The organism is Mesorhizobium sp. WSM1497 (genome assembly GCF_001672455.2).
Taxonomy (GTDB): domain Bacteria; phylum Pseudomonadota; class Alphaproteobacteria; order Rhizobiales; family Rhizobiaceae; genus Mesorhizobium; species Mesorhizobium ciceri.
The window spans coordinates 6,134,969-6,153,462 of sequence record NZ_CP021070.1 but is presented as its reverse complement, the minus strand read 5'-3'; the positions used below and the strand labels follow the sequence as shown (position 1 = coordinate 6,153,462).

Genomic DNA, 18,494 nt, shown 5'->3' with positions numbered 1-18,494 from the left:
TGCAAAGGGAACTGTCGACTCAGCGCATACGGCGCTATGATACGTTGGGTCAGCTCAAAGACTTGCCGGAACCAAACAACCGTTAGCGTGAAGACGATGGACAAATTCAAGAGCTTATCCGACATCGCCACGGGCCAAAGTGATGGGCCGCTCGATCGACTGAGTCGCGGGCTAGAGCTGTCGACCCTCTCAACGGCCATCAGCAACCTTCCGGAATCGACCCTGTCGAAGGCGATCAGCGGGCTGGAGGTGTCGCCGTTCTCGCCGACCATTGCCGAGCTTCAGGCAAAGGGATCGGCCCTATCGCAGACCTTCGCCGAGCTGCAGGCAAGGGGATCGACCCTATCGCCGACCATCGCCGAGCTTCAGGCAAAGGGATCGGCCCTATCGCAGACCTTCGCCGAGCTGCAGGCAAGGGGATCGACCCTATCGCCGACCATTGCCGAGCTTCAGGCAAAGGGATCGGCCCTATCGCAGACCTTCGCCGAGCTGCAGGCAAGGGGATCGACCCTATCGCCGACCATTGCCGAGCTTCAGGCAAAGGGATCGGCCCTATCGCAGACCTTCGCCGAGCTGCAGGCAAGGGGATCGACCCTATCGCCGACCATCGCCGAGCTTCAGGCAAAGGGATCGGCCCTATCGCAGACCTTCGCCGAGCTGCAGGCAAGGGGATCGACCCTATCGCCGACCATTGCCGAGCTTCAGGCATCGCCTGGCATGGCATTGATTGCGCGCGCCACCCAGTGGGCAAGCCAACTCGCTAGCACGGGTACGCTCGCGGTGCACATGCCGACTGGCACGCCAAACAAAGAAATCGAGCTAATCCAGCGGGCCGCTACTGGCGTCTTGAGCCTCTCGGCTGAGGTAGGCCGCTTGCGTCTGAGCGCTCTGGGAGCGGAAACTCTGTCCGCTGGGCTGCAGACAACCCGGTTGAAGCTCTCCGCACTGGCTGGTGCTGGAGACGTGCTTGGCTTCGCGGCGAGATCAAGCTTCACAGCCTATGAGGAGCTATTCGGCAACTGGCACACGCGGTCTGATCTGCCAAACCGCTTCTGGAGCGATCCAGAAATGCGCCAACGACACTACCGCGAAGCCAAGGTTGACCCGGGTCTGATCGAGACCACGTCAACTGGTGCGATCGAGGTTGTCATAGAGAGCGGTTTCGCGGCCGGCGCTTCGGAAGCTGGTAGGTCCGTCGCGCTGCTGGACGTTGCGGGGCTGTCCGTTCAGATACGGTCGGCCAATCCCAGAAATGATGCCTTCAGCGCGATAGGCTTCTTTGAGCGCGCGTTGCGGTCCTTCATCTCGAAGAAGATGGAAGCGGTGGGCGGACCGCAGTGGTTCAAGCAGAGGGTTGGGGGCGAAATCCGTAACAAGGCGCGTGATCTTCGCGCGGCGGCGATGGCGAATGGCGAGCGGGATGAAGCGTTGCTTTCTTATCTCGATCTTGGCGACCTGATGGCGATCGTGCTTCGCGCGGATAACTGGAATCAAGCGTTCGGGTACGTCTTTCCAAACGAACAAAGGCTGCGGCTTGACCTACAGGCGCTTATCGCCACTCGCCGTCCGACGATGCATACGCGCGATGTCGATGCGGTGCGTCTCGTCGAGCTGATTTGCATTATCAGCCGCCTTAGCCAATTTATGACCGGCGACGGCGAATGGAAGCGCATCGCCGACTCCGAGGATTGAGGGCTGCTGTTCATCGGTTGGGCGTCCGCACTGTCTAGAGCAAACGTAGTTGGTCACCGGGTGTCGAGCCCAGCGGAAACTTGATCTGCGTGGCGGGCTTCTCGACAATCACCAAAGCGTCGTCCGGTGCCGGATACGGCTGCCAATGAAAGTAGTTGGTCTTGCGAATGTTGGTGGTCCCGTAATCGGCTTTGCCTGTCACTCGCTCCGAAGGTGACGGCATTCCCCTCAGGAGATAGGCCAACTCTCGCCCCCTTCGAGAGCGTTTCGGACCACGGGGCCGGGCCAGTTGGGATAGATGTCAATGGACGGCTCAAGGTTGCCCAAGATGTTCCGCAAGGTACCGGTCCACTGGCGGATGGCCTCTTGCGAAGTGGTGAGGTTGTAGAGGTTACACATCGTTTTAATGTTCCCAACAGACATTGAATTTCAACCAGTTCTCTCATCGCCAGTTGCCCCGGTCCAGTTGCCCCTTGAAATAGATCTTTAAGTGGCTCTTAGTTGAGGTTGGTGGGTTTGGATGTTGGGTTATGCGTTCGGTTGTGAAGTTTCTCGCTGTCGCGTCAGTTATTGTCGCCACATCAAGTTCAGCTAAGGCTCTGGAATACAAGCCGGTATCGTCGCCGGGCGAGCTTCCGTTTCTCATCGTCTCTGGTGAATTTGGGGTCAACGAACCTCTGAATGAGTTTAGCCACGCTGTCACAAGCAGTGGGGCTAGGGTGGTCGTATTCGACTCGCCGGGCGGCAGTATCGGAAGTGCAATGCAGCTTGGACGTTTGATCCGGGCAGCCGGCCTTGATACGCTTCAAGTCCGACAGTTGCAGTGCGCGTCGGCTTGCTCGTTAGCTTACATGGGTGGCGTTCGCCGTGTTGCCGACCCGGGCTCTATTGGTGTTCATCGCTCATCCTTCGCCCCAGAGAACGGAATGTCTACCGACGAGGCTGTGGCCAACGTTCAAGCCGTAACTGCCGATATCATGTCCTACATGTCCGAGATGGGCGTTGACCCCAAGTTGATGGCCGTAGCATTGAGTTACGACAGGTTTGATATGCGATATCTCTCCGCCAGTGAGATGGCTGAACTGCGCGTAACCAACGTTTCTACCACGCCGCCGTCCGTTGACACGTCGCGTGTGTCGCCAACGCCCAGTCCGGCCCCCGCTGAAGCCAGCGCAGACGAGCGGCAGCTAGAGAGCGCGGCGGTAGCATTTATCAAGGGGCTCATCGAGCACCATGGCGACAACGCAGATTTGGCGATCGCTCAGGTTCAAAATTCGTATGCTGGCATCGTCGATTATTACGGAAAGCCAACGGACCTAAGCTCGATCATCGCCGACAAGAGAAGCTATTTCCAACGATGGCCGGAACGGGGATACAATCTCCACGACGAGAGCGTCATAGTCACCTGTGCCAATGAGCGATGCATGGTGTCGGGCACTTATGACTGGGTCGTCCGCAGCCTGCCAAGGCACAAGCAGGCAAAAGGTGTGGCGCGCTTCAGTTACACGATTGCGATTGGGCAGAACCCCAAAATCATCGCTGAGACCAGCAAAGTCATGCGCTGAAAGTTCCGTCAGATTAGTGCCTTCTCAAGCGCCCGTCTCGCAACCTCAAGCCGCGCCTCGTCGCCCCATAAGTCCTCACCAACGCTGCCCGATGAGTGACCCAGAACAATGTCTTGGTCCGACTTTGTGACGCCGGCCAAGCGTAGTCGGTCTTTCATGAGGTGGCGAAGCGAGTGGGTGGTAGCCTTTGGGTCCGTCACGCAGGCCCGAACGTGCTTGCCCAAGGCAGCAGATGCTGAGGAGGCGCCTTTGGGACGCCCGTAGGTCGGAAAGAGCATCGTTGCGCTGCCGGCAGCCTTGACGGCTTCCTTTGCGGCCTCCAGCGCGCGACCTCTCAACGGCACATTCCGCCGCGATACGGCATTCTTAATGCGGCGGTCATCGTGCCACTCAACCGTGATGTGCGGGACGACGTGGTCAACATGCACGTCCGCAACGCGAAGACCTGAGACCTCGGCGAGGCGGCATCCGGTACCAGCGAGGATTGCCCAGATGTGTTGAAGGTCTGCCTTCGCATGGTACGCAATGCGGGCGGTTACCCCGCAGTGTATCGCGCGGTGTATCTCTGGGGAAGCGGAAACCCGGGCAATCCTTGGGTTTCAAGACATTTCTGGATTAAGTGGCTCCCCGGGCCGGAGATGAACTAGCGCTTGCAAAGCGAGCCACAGTGGAGGACTCGGCTACAGTTCGAGTTTTGTGGCCGCGCTCTGTGAAATTTCACAGACCTATTTTCTGCAAAGTGCACAGGAAGCGCCGACAAATCCCCGCCAGTTGTTTGAACGGTTCCCGACCTTATGTCGCGAAACCGCCGCCGGTTGCGCCATCTTATGGTGCGCCCGTCGAGCGAGGCCACCCAGCCTACGAAGTCAGCTGTGAGCCACAGTGATCTTCAATGCACGATGGCCCACGCTTTCCGCGGCGCAGCGCTGCGTGAGCTCCTGCTGCGGGCGGCGATGGCACGGGAATTGCGGCACGGGGGGTGCGGCGCTTGACCGGAGAGCCGCGACGGGAGAAGCGCCGCAACGTGCCGGGGGTGCCGGCGCCGCGGGCGTCCTGCCGTTCATGTTTGATTGGAGCCCACCCATGTCCAGGCTGAATGCCGCCCTTGTCACAGTAATCGCTTTGTTGGCCCTAGCTTTGTTCGCGCTGGGAGCGCTGAAACAACATCTGGATACGGCCGAGGACCTGCAATGTGTGGAGGACCAACGCCTGATAGCGGCTGACTTGCGCATACGCATTCCACAGCGGCGCGACGCCCTCCTCAACGACCCAGCCTCGCCAATTGCGGGCAATCCGGATGGCGATATCGCTGTGGTCTCGTTCTTCGACTACAACTGCGGCGTTTGCCGGGCGGCAGCTCTCGATCTACAGGAGGCCCTCAGCAATGATCCCAATGTGAAGCTTGTGTTCAAGGAACTCCCAGTCCTGGGGCCAGCATCCAAATTTGCAGCGCGCGCAGCGCTCGCGTCGTACAAACAGGGGAAGTATCAGGCGTTCCATCTCGCCCTCATGGCTTTCCCCGGCTTCCTCAACCAGCGCACCACCTTAGCCGTTGCAGAGCGGGTGGGCCTCGATCTCGAGCAGCTGAAGCGGGACATGCAAGACCCAGCCATCGCAAATGCCATCACACGCAATTTCGCACTCGCCAAAGATCTGTATATCGAGGGCACACCGGCGTTGGTGGTCGGCGACGAAGTAATCCCAGGGGAAGTGGGGATGGCCCGACTGCAACGCTCCATTGCTGATGCCCGCGCCTAGGCAAATCTTCGACAGCTGCAAAAGTGCCGTTCTGACCGAGGGTCTCGGGATCGTCTTTGGGAGCTGGGGTTTTGATGTGCTCCTGAGCGCCTTCTTCGCGGTTGGCTTCTTGACCAGACCGGAACGCGGGGCGCGAGCGCGACGCCGGACATGGCGCCGTCTCCCGGCGTGCGGCTATCACCCAAGATTCCGGCGGCCGCGATCTCGCTCCTGGACGCTCTCCCCGTTACGCGGCAAGGGGCGCCGAGAGGTGGAAATTCACGGCTCTGCGGCGTCGACCATATCCACGCGTCCAGGCGCAAGGATCGATGGTATCACATCAGCTGCGGTGCCGACCACCAGTCCTGAATCCCGCGCGCCTGAAGGCGCGCGCCGGGTGCTCGTGCACCGAGCCCGCTTTTCTTCGCAAGGCTCAGGCGGTCTCGGCCATCCGGCTTCGCCCCCTGGCTTGGGCCGCCTTTCGGCTGCGCACGGCCGCCGGCCGATCGGCCGGCGTGGTCTGTCTTTTAGGCCGTCCCCGGGTGCGCGCGGTGGGCGGCTCTCCCTTCTAGGCCCGCCGCGGCATCCCGCAACCCTTCGCTGCGCTTCGGGTCCTCCTCTGCGTTCCGGTCCTTCGGATGCGGTCCGCCTTTCACGGCGGGCCTTTCCGGTCGTTTTCGCCGCCCACCCCGCTTCCGGGGGAGGGCGCGATTTGGCGAGCGGAGGACCAGGGCATGCGTTCAACCAACAAACGTTCCGGCAGCCGAAAGGCTGGCGCAAGCAGGGGCGGGCGCGCAGGCGCCAGCCTTTATCAAGAGATCACGGACCGCATCATTGCCGAGCTCGAGCGCGGCATCGTGCCATGGGTCAAGCCCTGGGGAAACGCAAAGGCAGGCCTCGGCCTGCCCAGGAATGCGGCCACCGAGCGCCGCTATTCCGGCATCAATATCCTGATCCTGTGGGGCGCGGTCATCGAGCGCAGCTATGCCTGCCAGAACTGGCTGACCTTCCGGCAGGCGCTTGCCCTTGGCGGCAATGTCAGGAAAGGCGAGCGCGGCACGACCATCGTTCACGCCGACCGCTTTGTTCCGCAAAACGAAAAGGAACGCGCCAAGGTCGATGGCGACGAACCACAGGCGGTGCCCTTCCTGAAGCGCTTCACCGTCTTCAACGTCGCGCAGTGCGAGAACCTGCCCGGACATCTCCATGCCGCCGCCGAACCGCTGCCGCAGCGCCAGATCATCCCGCAGGCCGAGGCGCTCATTCGTGCAACCGGCGCTGATGTCCGCATCGGCGGCGATCGCGCTTTCTACATGCCGGACTGCGACTTCATTCAGGTGCCGCCGCAACCGGCCTTCTTTCAGCAGATCAACTATTACCGGACCTGCTTTCACGAGCTTGGCCACTGGACCGGCCACCCGACGCGCCTTGCGCGCGACCTCTCCGGCTCGTTCGGCTCCAAGGCCTATGCGCGCGAGGAACTGGTCGCTGAAATCTGCGCAGCCTTCGTCTGCAGCACTATGGGCATCGAGCCGACCGTGCGCCATGCCGATTATATCGGCTCATGGCTGAGCGTGCTGCGCGAGGACAATCGCGCCATCTTCCGCGCCGCCAGCCATGCCTCGAAAGCCGCCGATCTCCTGCTCGGCTTCAATGCCGACGTGGAAGGCGAGGCGGATGCCGAGATCGCCGCATGAGCGCGCTTCGTCGCCCTACGCGAGAGCCTTGCGCTTCTGACGGCGCGCGATGCGGCCGCGCGGAAACCCCTTGAATACCGGCCTGTTGGTCAACCCGCCGTCAATCACGAACCGTTTTGAAGGAACGCCGCAATGATCCTCATCACTGACGAACTGCGCCTTCTTCTGCTCGCCAATGGCGCTGCCGAGACCGAAGCCGACCATGTTCCGGTCGTGAAACTGTTCAATCCGCTGGGCGCCGCCACCTGGCTCCTGAGCGAGCTCGATGCTGATGGCGATACACTCTTCGGCCTCTGTGATCTCGGATTGGGCTTCCCCGAACTCGGCAGCGTCAGCCTTGCCGAGCTCCAAACCGTGAAGGGACCGCTTGGCCTCGGCATCGAGCGCGACCTTTATTTCAAGGCGCGGTTTCCGCTCTCGGTCTATGCCGAAGCCGCTCGCCTATGCGGCCACATCACCGAGGCCGAAGGGCTCTTGCGGCAGGCCGCCGCCGCCCTCTCGCTTTCCCTTCCCGAGCTTCCGTCCGACCGGGCGGAACAATAGCGCCCTCCGGCGCAAAACCGTCGCGCCGCTCGGCCAGCGGCCTCGCGGTCAGGCAATTTCGGCCATAGCAAAGGAGAAAGACCATGCAGCTTGCCCACGTTTCCATCGACCAATTGAGCATCGCCGCCGCCAACATGCGGCATTCCAAACGCGCGCCCGACATCGCCGACATCCTGCCCTCGGTGCGGGCGCGCGGCGTCCTTGTTCCGCTTCTGGTGCGGCCCAACGGCTCGCCCGACACCTTCGAGATCGTCGCCGGGCGCCGACGCTATTTCGCGGCCAAGACCGTTGCCGACGAGCGCGGCAAGGCCGCGCCGCTGCCATGCGCCATCATGGAGGATGGCGACGACGCCGACGCGCTCGAAGCCTCCCTGATTGAAAATATCGCCCGCCTCGATCCCGACGAGGTCTCGCAATGGGAAACCTTTTCCCGCCTCATCAGGGAAGGTCGCACAATCGCCGATATCGCGGCCACGTTCGGCCTCACCGAGCATCAGGTGAAGCGGATTCTGGCGCTCGGCGAGCTTCTGCCCAGGATTCGCGAAGCCTATCGCCGCGAGGAAATCGACGCCGAGACGGTGCGCCATCTCACCATGGCCTCGAAGGCGCAGCAGAAGGACTGGCTGGCGCTCTTTGCCGATCCCGACAACCGCGCGCCGCGCGGCTGGCAATTGAAGCAATGGCTGTTCGGCGGCCAGTCGATCTCGACCAAGGTGGCGCTGTTCGCCATCGAGGACTATCCCGGCCTGATCGTCTCCGATCTGTTCGGCGAGGAAAGCTATTTTGCCGACGCCGACCTGTTCTGGCTCAAGCAGAATGAGGCGATAGCCGCCACGCGCAACGCCTTTCTTGAGGCCGGATGGAGCGAAGTGATCGTGCTCGAACCGAGTCAACATTTTCACGCATGGGACCACGAAAAGACGCCGAAGAAGAAGGGCGGCAAGGTCTTTATATCAGTCTCGCATCGCGGCGAGGTCGCGTGTCACGAGGGCTGGCTGTCGCACAAGCAAGCCCGCCGCGCCCGAGCCAATGGCGAGGCCGCAGAGGCCGAGACCCCGGACAAACCCTCGCGGCCCGAAGTCACTGGACCGATGCAGAATTATGTCGATCTGCACCGTCATGCCATCGTGCGCTTGGCGCTCCTTGACCGTCCGGCCGCAGCCCTTCGCCTGATGGTGGCACATGCGATTGCCGGCTCAAGCCTGTGGCAGGTGCGTACCGAGCCGCAGCGCGCCGCCAACGAAATCGTGGCGGCAAGCCTTTCAGCCTGCAAGGCCGAAACCGCCTTCACGGATAAGCGGCGCGAGGTCCTGGCGCTGCTTGGAGAACCGGACGAGGGTGGCGCGGTCGCTGGCCGCAATGGCGGCGACTTCGGCACGGCAAGCCTGTTTGCGCATTTGCTGACGCTGTCCGACGATGATGTGATGCGCGTTCTCGGCATCGTCATGGCCGAGACGCTTGAGGCCGGCAGTGCCGTCATCGAGGCGCTCGGCAATCATCTCAATGTCGACACCGCCGCTTGCTGGCAACCGGACGACGCCTTCTTCGACCTGTTGCGCGACAGGGAAATTGCCAATTCGATGCTTGCCGAAATCGGCGGCAAGCATGTCGCGGACGGCAATGTCGCTGAGAAGGTGAAGACGCAAAAGACAATCATCCGCGACTTTCTGTCCGGCGAAAACGGCAGGCAAAAGGTCGAGGCCTGGCTGCCGCGCTGGATGAAATTCCCGGTCGAAAGCTACACGGATCGAGGCGGCTTGCGCACCGCCGATCAATGGGCACGGGTCCGCTCCCTGTTCGACTGCCAATAGCCCGTCAAGCTGGGCGGCGGCTGCCAGGATGGCCGCCGCTCGGCATCGCACCCCGGTCGCAATGGCCGCATGTTCGTGACCTTTGCCCCCCGTTTCCAGCGGCACAATCCAGCCCGGCAAACCACCTTGGTCCCGCAGGTCGTTCAGCCCGTCGGATGCCTGCCCTGGCGCCCGACCCGTGGGGCACGATCTCGATCGGCATGGCGCGGCATCAGCCGCAGTCCCGCAATCCTCTCCTGCTTGGCTTGGCTGCAGCGACCGCGCTCGCCACGATCTCCATGCTCCCTGCCAGGACCATCCCCTGCGGCTGGCTTGTCGACCTATGGACGGGTCCGGCCGCCCGAAACCCTCGCCAGCAGCTTTTTTCCCCGCCGCCTGCGGCGGCTTCCTCGCGCCGCTCCGCTTCAAAAAAGCCGCCTGCTCGGGTCCTCCGCTGGCGCTGCGGCCCTGTCAGGTTCAGGCGCTCCGGACGCATCCATCACGGTCCGCCATCGCAGGGGATGGTCCCCGGCGACAGCAAAAGGAGACTTCGAAATGACCGCGATCGGTTACGTCAACAAGCAGGAAAACGGCGCCTACAAGGGCCAGCTCAAGACCCTCAGCGTCCGCGCCGACATCGACATCATCCCCAACCAGGCCAAGAGCGCCGACAACCATCCCGACTACAGGGTGCTGACGCAAGGGGTCGAAGTTGGCGCCGGCTGGATCCGCACCGGCGAGACCTCCGGCAAGGATTATGTGAGCCTGTCGATTGCCGCGCCGGAGTTCGGACCGCGCAAGCTCTACGCCAATCTGGGCCGCGCCGCCGGCCAGGACGATGACGACACCTACGCCATCATCTGGAACCCGGCCGACTGATCGGGCTCATCGGAGCCCCGCGCCGCAGCCGGCGCGGGGCTCTTGCCACAGAGCGGCGAAAACTCGCCCCCAACTCTTCGCCCGTCCCCAAGACGACCTCGCCCCCCCATCCTCGTCTCGCTCGCAAGCCAAACGAGGATCATCATGGACAACGAAAACGAACGCGCCGCCCGCGCCAAAAAGGGCAGTCCGTTTCTCAACACAGCCCAAGCCGCCTTCTACATAGGGCTCTCCCAGCGCACGCTGGAAAAGATGCGGCTCAAGGGCGGCGGCCCGAAATTCCGCAAGCATGGCCGCTACGTCCGCTACCACATCGACGAGCTCGACGACTGGTCGAAAGGCCGCCATAACCAGACCCATTCCAACGATGGAGGCCGTTCATGAGCCGGCCTCCTTCCATCGGTCTGACCGGCAGCCGCCTGCGCCGTGCTCGGGCGACAAAGGCGATCGCCGCGACCGCGATTGCCCTTGGCCTGGTTGCCTTCGGCCCCCTTGCAAACCCATCGCCCTTCTTGATCTGGAACGCCTCGGCGAGCGCGCCGGTTGGCCTCTATCGCGTCGTGGCGGGAGCGCCAGCACGCGGCGACCTGGTGCTCGCCGGCGCACCGGATGCCATTGCCGGCCTCGCTGCCGAACGCGGCTATCTCCCGAACGGCGTTCCCCTTGTAAAGCACATTGCCGCGCTGCCGCACGAACGTGTCTGCGCCTTCAACGAGGCGATCATCATCGGCGGCAAGATCGTCGCACGTCGGCTAGTTACCGACACCCAAGGCCGTCCGCTGCCCTGGTGGAGCGGCTGCCGCGCGCTCGCTGACGACGAATTCTTCGTGCTGAACGGCGAGGCACCGCGCTCTTTCGACAGCCGCTATTTCGGGCCGGTCCGAGCCACCAACATCATCGGGAGGCTCGCGCCGCTATGGACCGAGTAGCCCTCCTGATGCTTGGCATGATCGCTGTCGCGCCATGCGCCTGTTCCGCCTCGACCGGCGCTGAGCCGGTCGCCATCTCCCATAGTCCGCAGCTTGGAAAATGGCGGCACTTCGTTGCCGAAGCAAGCAAGCGTTTCCGTGTTCCCGAGGCCTGGATCTACGCGGTGATCGATGCCGAAAGCGGCGGCAAGACGATGCTCCACGGCCGGCCGATCACCTCGCGCGCCGGTGCCATGGGCCTCATGCAGGTGATGCCGGAAACCTATCAGGACATGCGCGCGCAATACGGACTGGGCGCCGATCCCCACGATCCGCACGACAACATTCTGGCCGGCACTGCCTATCTCCGCGCCATGTATGACCGCTTCGGGTTCCCCGGGCTGTTTGCCGCTTACAACGCCGGACCCGAGCGCTACCAGGCGCATCTGAAGCGCGGCACGCCGCTGCCGAAAGAGACCGTCGACTACCTCAAGCAGCTCCGGGCTGCCGGAGTTTCGCGAACCGACATCGAGCAGTTCAAGGGCAAATCTGTCGCTCCGGACAGGCAAGATGCACCCTCGGGGCGCTCGCTGTTTTTCCCGCAAAATGGTGGTCGCGCTTTTGCGCGAAACGGCGATCTCTTCGTGCCGCTGGGGAGGGATGTCGCACATGTCAAAGAGCCGGAACGCTAGCAATGGGGGGCCGGACGCGTCCAAAGGGGTGGGGCGCGGAAGGCAAGATAAAGGCACCGCCTCCCAGGGCCGGCGAAGTGTCTGTCTGCACATCATTTTTGCCGGAGGCACCCTCCAGCGTCAGGAGAACTTCGGAGCGCAAATGGCTGATTCGACTCTGTTCCAGGCGCAGGCCAAGCATGAGGGATGACGAGTTCAGACCGAAGCTCGGGAAGATTGGCTCCCGTGGTTCGAAGGCCGGCAAACGCTTTGCCGGCCAGGTGCGGGCGGCGATCAACCGAGCTGGTGGCCGGCCCCAGCGTGGTGGGCGCTTCGCGGGCAGCAGGATAGGCCGGGGTGGGGCGACGGCCGCGCTGCTGAAATCACGCGATCGCCATGCAGCCTTCCGCCAGCGCCGGGTCGTCGTCAAGGCGCGTGTCGTCAAGCTGGCCGGCAAGAGCGCGGACGGGGCGCGTGCGCATCTGCGCTACATCCAGCGCGACGGCGTCACCCGGGACGGCGCGCCTGGCCAGCTCTACGGCGCCGACAGCGATTGCGTCGCTGGCAAGGACTTCCTCGATCGTGCCGATGGCGATCGCCATCAATTCCGCTTCATCGTCGCACCCGAGGACGGCATCGAATTTGACGACCTCAAGCCACTGACGCGGCGGCTCATGGCACAGATGGAGGAGGATCTCGGCACGAAGCTCGACTGGGTTGCCGTGGACCATTTCAATACCGGCCATCCGCACACCCACATCATCGTGCGTGGCAAGGACGATCGCGGCGAGAATCTTGTTATAGCGCGAGAATACATCTCGAGCGGCATCCGCGAGCGCGCCGCCGAGCTGGTCAGCCTCGATCTCGGTCCGCGCACCGACCACGAGATCGAGCATCGCCTGCGCCAGGAAATGCAGCAGGAACGCTTCACCAGCATCGACCGCCGCCTGCTGCAGCTGCGTGACGACAGTGGGCTGGTTTCGCTGGATAGCCGCGACGCGTTTCGACAGACCTTGCACCAGGGGCGCCTGCGCAAGCTCGAGCGGATGCATCTGGCGGAAGAGATCGCCCCGCGCCGCTGGCGGCTCGACGACGGGCTTGAAGCGACGCTGCGCCGCATCGGCGAACGCGGCGACATCATCAAGACCTTGCATCGCGAACTGACGGGCAGGGGGATCGCCCGCAGTGCCGCCGACTGCGTGATCCACGATGGATCCGGCGAGCAGGCCGCCCCTGTCGTCGGCCGCGTTGTCGCGCGCGGGCTGGCCGACGAGCTCAGCGACCGGCATTACCTCATCGTCGACGGTGTGGATGGCAAAACCCGATACATCGACATCGGCAAGGGCGAGGCGACAGAGCCGACGCCCGACGGCTGCATCGTGCGTGTCACGCCGAGGAACACACAGCCCAGGCTGGTTGACCGCACAGTGGTCGAAATCGCGGCTGCCCATGACGGCCGCTACAACATCGACATTCATCTGAAGCACGATCCGGCCGCCACCGACCGCTTCGCCGATACGCATGTCCGCCGGCTGGAGGCAATCCGGCGCGCTATCGGGGGCGTGGAGCGCGAGCCCGACGGCACCTGGATCATCGCGCCGGATCATCTCGATCGTGTCGTCGCCTACGAGCGCCAGCAGGCCAGGACCCAGCCGGTCACGGTCGACAAGCTCTCATCGATGCCGCTGGAGCGGCAGGTTGGCTTTGACGGCGCGACCTGGATCGACAGCCAGCTTGTCTCCGAGGCATCAGAGAGGTTGCGCAATTCGGGCTTCGGCCGTGAAGTGCAGGAGGCGCGGAGCCGCCGGCAGCAGTGGCTGATCGCGCAGGGCCTTGCTCATGAGGAGCAGGATCGGATCATCTATCGCGCCAACATGGTTTCGATCCTCCGCCAGCGGGAGTTGAACCGTGTTGCCGGTCAACTGTCGGAAGAGCTTGGCCTGTCCTATGCCGAAACGCGGCCCGGTCATCGCGTAGAGGGCACGCTCCGCCGGTCAGTTGAACTCGCCAGCGGCAAATACGCCGTTATCGAGAAATCGCGAGAGTTCACGCTCGTACCATGGCGGCCGGTTCTCGAGCGGCATGTCGGCAAAGAGGTTTCCGGCCTGGTGCAGCGCGAGGGCATCTCTTGGAACATCGGTCGGCAAAGGAGTGGGCCCAACGTCTCGTGACCTGCGCAGCTATACGAACGCGGTCTGCCTTCGATCGGCCCGGGCAAGACTTCGACAAGGTGCTCCGAGCCTGCTTGCATCGGCAGCGAAAAATGGGGCTGATAGCCACCCGATTCGCATCGGCATCGATCTTTGATGCACGATCCCAAATCGACTGACGCAGACGACGGGAATGCGCTGGGCAGCAGAGGAAGGTAGCAATGCAAATGATCCTTAGGGCCATCGGCAGAGCCTGGCATTCGGCCTTGTCTAAGATCGACACAGCGCGGTTGCGGCGGCAGCGTCGGCGACTCGGCGACGTTGCCACGGCTGAATTTCAGCGGCCGAAACTCCGCACCGCCGAACACTCCGCGACTAAGTCGGCCACCGGGCCATCCTCTCCGCGACACGCGGCGGTCCCCATGATGGACAGCTTGCAGGGACAATCTGCGCGGCCGCGAAGGTCGAAAAAGCACTGAACATGGCCGCAAATTGCGCCAATCGCTGACGAATTTGACAGCTTACTAACTCTCCGAGACGGGTGAGTTGAGGTCAGGAGACCTGCAGAGCCGAGATCAACGATCCGTCTCGCCGGATGTCAAAAGACATGCTCGCCTATCCGCTGGCTGGATGGCAGCTATCCCAAAAATCGATTTTACCTGTTTTGCAGAATTCTACTACGGAGGCTGAGCGCTTGGCGCGTTCCCTTCGAGCCGACTGAGGCTACCGGGAAGAATTCGGAGACGAAGTCATGTGCGGGATTGTTGGCATTGTCGGGCATCAGCCGGTGTCGGAGCGGTTGGTCGACGCGTTGAAGCGGCTCGAATATCGCGGCTATGACTCAGCCGGCCTTGCCACCATTTGCGAGGGCTCGCTGCACTCCCGGCGCGCGAAGGGCAAGCTTGTCAACCTCGAGAGAAGGTTGAAGGAAGAGCCGCTGAGTGGGATCGTCGGCATCGCACACACGCGTTGGGCGACCCACGGCGCACCCACCGAGCGCAACGCGCACCCGCACATTGCGGAGGGTGTGGCCGTGGTTCACAACGGCATCATCGAGAATTTCGCCGAGTTGAAGGATGAACTCGCGGCGGCGGGCGCCGAGTTCCAGACCGATACCGACACCGAGGTTGTCGTACATCTCTTGGCACGATACCGCCGTGAGGGCATGGGGAGGGGTGAGGCAATGCATGCCATGCTGAAGCGCGTCAGGGGTGCCTATGCGCTTGCTGTTCTCTTTGAGGATGATCCGTCCACCATCATGGCGGCGCGCAATGGACCCCCATTGGCGATCGGTCATGGCGTCGGCGAGATGTTCCTGGGCTCCGACGCGATCGCGCTTGCTCCCTTCACAAATGCGGTCACGTATCTCGTCGACGGCGACTGGGCCGTTATCGGCAAGACAGGAGTCGACATCTTCAATTTCGATGGCCATCCCGTCGAGCGTCCGCGCCAGACTTCCCTTGCCGGGGCATATCTGGCTGATAAGGGCAAGTATCGCCATTTCATGGAGAAGGAAATTCATGAGCAGCCCGAGGTTGTCGCCCGTGCGCTCGGTTATCACACCAGCTTCGAAGGGAATCGCGCCGACACGACGTCTTGCATAGATTTCGCCGGCATCCCGAGCCTGGCGATCTCGGCTTGCGGCACCGCCTATCTGGCTGGACTTATCGCAAAATACTGGTTCGAGCGCTATGCGCGCCTGCCGGTCGAAATCGACGTCGCGTCCGAATTCCGCTACCGGGAGATCCCGTTGCCGCCGCAGTCGGCGGCTCTCTTCATTTCGCAGTCCGGTGAAACCGCCGACACGCTCGCATCCCTGAGATACTGCAAGGCGCGTGGGCTGAAGACCGGCGCTGTCGTCAACAGCCGGGAATCGAGCATCGCGCGGGAGGCCGACGCCGTCTTCCCGATCTTCGCCGGCCCGGAGATCGGCGTTGCCTCCACCAAGGCGTTCACCTGCCAGCTTGTGGCTCTAGCCACACTCGCCATTGGCGCTGCCAGGGCCCGTGGAACGGCAACGCAAGATGAGGCAAAGGCGCTCGTCACGAGTCTTGCCGAAATGCCGGGCGTCATGGGCCGGGTCCTGAACAGCATCAAGCCAGATGTCGAGCTCCTATCGCGCGAACTGTCAAAATTTCATGACGTCCTGTATATCGGCCGCGGCACCAGTTTCCCGCTGGCAATGGAAGGTGCGCTGAAGCTCAAGGAGATATCCTACATCCATGCCGAGGGATATGCGGCTGGTGAATTGAAGCATGGTCCGCTCGCACTGGTCGACGAAAACATGCCAGTGATCGTCATCGCGCCACATGATCGCTTTTTCGACAAGACCGTCTCGAACATGCAGGAAGCGGCCGCCAGAGGCGGTCGGATTATCCTCATCACGGATGAGAAAGGGGCCGCTGCTTCGAAACTCGACACGATGCACACGATCGTGCTGCCGGTAGTCGACGAGATTATCGCGCCAATGATCTTTGCGCTGCCGATACAGCTTCTTGCGTATCACACGGCGGTCTTGATGGGCAAAGATGTCGACCAGCCGCGCAATCTCGCAAAATCGGTTACCGTCGAATGATGGTCACGGCCCTTCGATAGAAATGCACTTCGGCTGAACGAGCAGTCGGACGTTATCGTCGAGGCCTTAATAGCTCCGGCTAATCCTTGTGACGAGCCCGGCGCTGCTCCTCATCGCACCTGGTCGTGCGTAGTGTGCATTTCAGTTCACATCGCGGCGCGCGATGCTTGCCCCGGTGTTCGAAACAGCGGAGCAAGCCAATGACGCCCACGAAGTTGCTGATTGGGCAGATCGTCGTCGTATTCGCAATCGTCATGCTCGGCGTGTGGACGGCCACGCAGTGGTGCGCGCACATGCTGGGCCATCAGCCGCCACTCGGCGCGCCGTGGTTTGTTGCGGCTGGCTGGCCGATCTACAAGCCGTGGAAACTGTTTGAATGGTGGTACCATTTTGACGCCTATGCGCCCGAGGTCTTCGATAAGGCCGGTGCGCTCGCCGGCGCGAGTGGGTTCGTGGGCTGTGCCGCCGCCATCGGCGGTTCGCTGTGGCGCGCGCGACAGCTCGGATCGGTGACGACCTATGGCTCGTCAAGGTGGGCAACGACTCAGGAGATCGTGACGGCAGGGCTGTTTCGGCCGGCCGGGGTTTTCCTAGGCAAGCTGAAGGATCGCTATCTGCGACATGACGGGCCCGAGCACGTCATGGCCTTTGCCCCAACACGTTCAGGCAAGGGCGTCGGACTGGTTGTTCCAACTCTTCTGTCCTGGACCGGTTCGGCGGTCATTCATGATATTAAGGGCGAGAATTGGCAGTTGACCTCCGGCTGGCGGTCGAAATTCTCCTATTGCCTTCTATTCAATCCAACTGATCCTAGGTCGGCGCGCTATAACCCGCTGCTTGAGGTACGAAAGGGTCCACAAGAGGTCCGCGATGTTCAGAACATCGCCGACATCCTGGTAGATCCGGAAGGCGCGCTGGACCGCCGGAATCACTGGGAAAAGACAAGTCATTCCCTCCTCGTCGGCGCCGTTTTGCACGTGCTCTATGCCGAAGAGGAGAAGACGCTTGCCCGCGTCGCCACTTTCCTGTCGGACCCGCAACGTTCCTTTTCCGCGACGCTGCAGCAGATGATGACCACCAACCACCTGGGCACGCCCGACAAGCCTGAGGTCCATCCGGTCGTGGCCTCGGCGGCACGTGAGCTGCTGAACAAATCGGAAAACGAGCGTTCTGGTGTTTTGTCGACCGCCATGTCATTTCTCGGGCTCTATCGCGACCCGACGGTCGCGGCGGCAACATCGACCTGCGACTGGCGCATTGTCGATCTCATGGATGCCGAGCGACCGATATCGCTCTACCTGGTCGTGCCGCCGTCGGACATCTCGCGCACCAAGCCCTTGGTGCGCCTGATCCTGAACCAGATCGGCAGACGCCTGACCGAGCGCCTTGAGGGCGATCCAAGCAGGAGTCGCAAACATCGACTCCTCATGATGCTCGACGAATTCCCGGCGCTCGGGCGGTTAGATTTCTTCGAGACCGCGCTCGCCTTCATGGCCGGCTATGGCATTCGCGCATACCTGATCGCGCAATCATTGAACCAGATATCCAAGGCCTATGGCGAGAACAGTGCCATTCTCGACAACTGCCACGTGCGTATTGCCTTTTCCTCCAATGACGAACGCACCGCCAAGCGCATTTCGGATGCGCTCGGCACCGCAACGGAGCTTAGATCGATGCGCAACTATGCCGGCCACCGGCTGGCGCCCTGGCTGTCGCACGTCATGGTCAGCCGGCAGGAAACGGCCCGACCGCTGCTCACTCCTGGCGAGGTGATGCAGCTGCCCCAAACCGACGAGCTGGTGCTGATTTCAGGGCTGCCGCCGTTGCGCGTCCAGAAGCTGCGCTATTATGAGGACCGGAATTTTACCGAACGCGTGCTACCTTCCCCGGTGCTGCGGGACAGCCCTTACGCAGACCGTCCGGCTTCCCGCACGGACGACTGGACTGGACGGGTGCGCAGCGTTGACGGTCGTCTGGCTGCAGGCGACGAAATTGCCGACGCGGCGATCGGGGACGAGGGCGGCGTCCAGCAGCAGCGCCATCCAGCTCTACCGGAACATCAAATCGTGCTTTCTCAAGAAGCTGAGCAGGACGATCTCTTCAAGTCTGTTGACGATGATAGCGAGCCGGTCGCCGACAAACGTGTCATGGATCGGACTTCGACGGCGGCCCGGGTCTACGGCCTCAATGAAGGAAGGGGCGACGACAAGGACATCGTGCCCGGCTTCTGAACGCTGCTTCCTGACGGCGTACCTCAGCGTAGGTAAGGGCGATAAGCGTTTTTGGG

The 18,494-nt window shown here is 62.4% G+C and carries 14 protein-coding genes; 13 read left to right on the top strand and 1 reads right to left on the bottom strand.

The window, feature by feature from the left end; genetic code table 11:
* Positions 1-96: 96 nt before the first annotated feature.
* Positions 97-1,692 carry a hypothetical protein gene (locus tag A9K65_RS30115; protein WP_086081353.1) on the top strand — a complete coding sequence of 532 codons (1,596 nt, stop codon included), beginning with the start codon at positions 97-99 and terminating at the stop codon, positions 1,690-1,692.
* Positions 1,693-1,726: 34 nt separating this feature from the next.
* Here A9K65_RS30115 and A9K65_RS36180 read toward each other — a convergent pair whose 3' ends face one another.
* Positions 1,727-1,936 (bottom strand): hypothetical protein, encoded by a 210-nt coding sequence (locus tag A9K65_RS36180; protein WP_224655926.1) that lies wholly within the window; start codon positions 1,934-1,936, stop codon positions 1,727-1,729.
* Between the two features lie 286 nt (positions 1,937-2,222).
* Here A9K65_RS36180 and A9K65_RS30105 point away from each other — a divergent pair, with 286 nt between their 5' ends.
* The 12 genes from A9K65_RS30105 to A9K65_RS30035 all read left to right on the top strand — a co-directional run bounded on the left by A9K65_RS30105 (position 2,223) and on the right by A9K65_RS30035 (position 18,438).
* On the top strand, positions 2,223-3,257 hold the full coding sequence (locus A9K65_RS30105) for a hypothetical protein (RefSeq protein ID WP_064993418.1): 1,035 nt from the start codon (positions 2,223-2,225) through the stop codon (positions 3,255-3,257).
* Between the two features lie 1,083 nt (positions 3,258-4,340).
* Positions 4,341-5,015, top strand: a complete 675-nt coding sequence (locus tag A9K65_RS30095; protein ID WP_064993420.1) for a DsbA family protein — start codon at positions 4,341-4,343, stop codon at positions 5,013-5,015.
* A 713-nt stretch (positions 5,016-5,728) separates the two neighbouring features.
* On the top strand, positions 5,729-6,691 hold the full coding sequence (locus A9K65_RS30090; RefSeq protein ID WP_064993421.1) for a zincin-like metallopeptidase domain-containing protein: 963 nt from the start codon (positions 5,729-5,731) through the stop codon (positions 6,689-6,691).
* Positions 6,692-6,823: 132 nt separating this feature from the next.
* Entirely contained in the window at positions 6,824-7,234 is a 411-nt protein-coding gene (locus tag A9K65_RS30085; RefSeq protein ID WP_064993422.1) for a DUF2958 domain-containing protein, read from the top strand.
* A gap of 83 nt (positions 7,235-7,317) precedes the next feature.
* Positions 7,318-9,045 carry a ParB/RepB/Spo0J family partition protein gene (locus tag A9K65_RS30080; protein WP_064993423.1) on the top strand — a complete coding sequence of 576 codons (1,728 nt, stop codon included), beginning with the start codon at positions 7,318-7,320 and terminating at the stop codon, positions 9,043-9,045.
* Between the two features lie 534 nt (positions 9,046-9,579).
* Positions 9,580-9,903 (top strand): DUF736 domain-containing protein, encoded by a 324-nt coding sequence (locus tag A9K65_RS30075; protein WP_013533279.1) that lies wholly within the window; start codon positions 9,580-9,582, stop codon positions 9,901-9,903.
* 144 nt (positions 9,904-10,047) lie between these two features.
* On the top strand, positions 10,048-10,287 hold the full coding sequence (locus tag A9K65_RS30070) for a helix-turn-helix domain-containing protein (RefSeq protein WP_064993425.1): 240 nt from the start codon (positions 10,048-10,050) through the stop codon (positions 10,285-10,287).
* Positions 10,284-10,832 carry a S26 family signal peptidase gene (locus A9K65_RS30065; RefSeq protein WP_064993426.1) on the top strand — a complete coding sequence of 183 codons (549 nt, stop codon included), beginning with the start codon at positions 10,284-10,286 and terminating at the stop codon, positions 10,830-10,832. The genes A9K65_RS30070 and A9K65_RS30065 overlap by 4 nt, the downstream gene beginning before the upstream one ends.
* Positions 10,820-11,503 carry a lytic transglycosylase domain-containing protein gene (locus tag A9K65_RS30060; RefSeq protein WP_064993427.1) on the top strand — a complete coding sequence of 228 codons (684 nt, stop codon included), beginning with the start codon at positions 10,820-10,822 and terminating at the stop codon, positions 11,501-11,503. Before A9K65_RS30065 ends, A9K65_RS30060 begins: the two co-directional genes overlap by 13 nt.
* Before the next feature lie 179 nt (positions 11,504-11,682).
* The gene (gene rlxS / locus A9K65_RS30050) at positions 11,683-13,653 is read left to right on the top strand and encodes a relaxase/mobilization nuclease RlxS (protein WP_064993429.1); all 1,971 of its coding nucleotides are present in this window, start codon (positions 11,683-11,685) and stop codon (positions 13,651-13,653) included.
* Positions 13,654-14,383: 730 nt separating this feature from the next.
* The gene (gene glmS / locus A9K65_RS30040) at positions 14,384-16,207 is read left to right on the top strand and encodes a glutamine--fructose-6-phosphate transaminase (isomerizing) (RefSeq protein WP_064993430.1); all 1,824 of its coding nucleotides are present in this window, start codon (positions 14,384-14,386) and stop codon (positions 16,205-16,207) included.
* Positions 16,208-16,407: 200 nt separating this feature from the next.
* The gene (locus A9K65_RS30035) at positions 16,408-18,438 is read left to right on the top strand and encodes a conjugal transfer protein TraG (protein WP_064993431.1); all 2,031 of its coding nucleotides are present in this window, start codon (positions 16,408-16,410) and stop codon (positions 18,436-18,438) included.
* The last annotated feature ends 56 nt before the right edge of the window (positions 18,439-18,494 follow it).

Bases quoted from the DNA above. Each gene is read 5' to 3' on its own strand.
- rlxS (WP_064993429.1), top strand. From the start codon at position 11,683: ATGAGGGATGACGAGTTCAGACCGAAGCTCGGGAAGATTGGCTCCCGT.
- A9K65_RS30060 (WP_064993427.1), top strand. From the start codon at position 10,820: ATGGACCGAGTAGCCCTCCTGATGCTTGGCATGATCGCTGTCGCGCCA.
- A9K65_RS30115 (WP_086081353.1), top strand. From the start codon at position 97: ATGGACAAATTCAAGAGCTTATCCGACATCGCCACGGGCCAAAGTGAT.
- A9K65_RS30085 (WP_064993422.1), top strand. From the start codon at position 6,824: ATGATCCTCATCACTGACGAACTGCGCCTTCTTCTGCTCGCCAATGGC.
- A9K65_RS30075 (WP_013533279.1), top strand. From the start codon at position 9,580: ATGACCGCGATCGGTTACGTCAACAAGCAGGAAAACGGCGCCTACAAG.
- A9K65_RS30105 (WP_064993418.1), top strand. From the start codon at position 2,223: ATGCGTTCGGTTGTGAAGTTTCTCGCTGTCGCGTCAGTTATTGTCGCC.
- A9K65_RS30095 (WP_064993420.1), top strand. From the start codon at position 4,341: ATGTCCAGGCTGAATGCCGCCCTTGTCACAGTAATCGCTTTGTTGGCC.
- A9K65_RS30080 (WP_064993423.1), top strand. From the start codon at position 7,318: ATGCAGCTTGCCCACGTTTCCATCGACCAATTGAGCATCGCCGCCGCC.
- glmS (WP_064993430.1), top strand. From the start codon at position 14,384: ATGTGCGGGATTGTTGGCATTGTCGGGCATCAGCCGGTGTCGGAGCGG.
- A9K65_RS30035 (WP_064993431.1), top strand. From the start codon at position 16,408: ATGACGCCCACGAAGTTGCTGATTGGGCAGATCGTCGTCGTATTCGCA.
- A9K65_RS30070 (WP_064993425.1), top strand. From the start codon at position 10,048: ATGGACAACGAAAACGAACGCGCCGCCCGCGCCAAAAAGGGCAGTCCG.
- A9K65_RS30065 (WP_064993426.1), top strand. From the start codon at position 10,284: ATGAGCCGGCCTCCTTCCATCGGTCTGACCGGCAGCCGCCTGCGCCGT.
- A9K65_RS30090 (WP_064993421.1), top strand. From the start codon at position 5,729: ATGCGTTCAACCAACAAACGTTCCGGCAGCCGAAAGGCTGGCGCAAGC.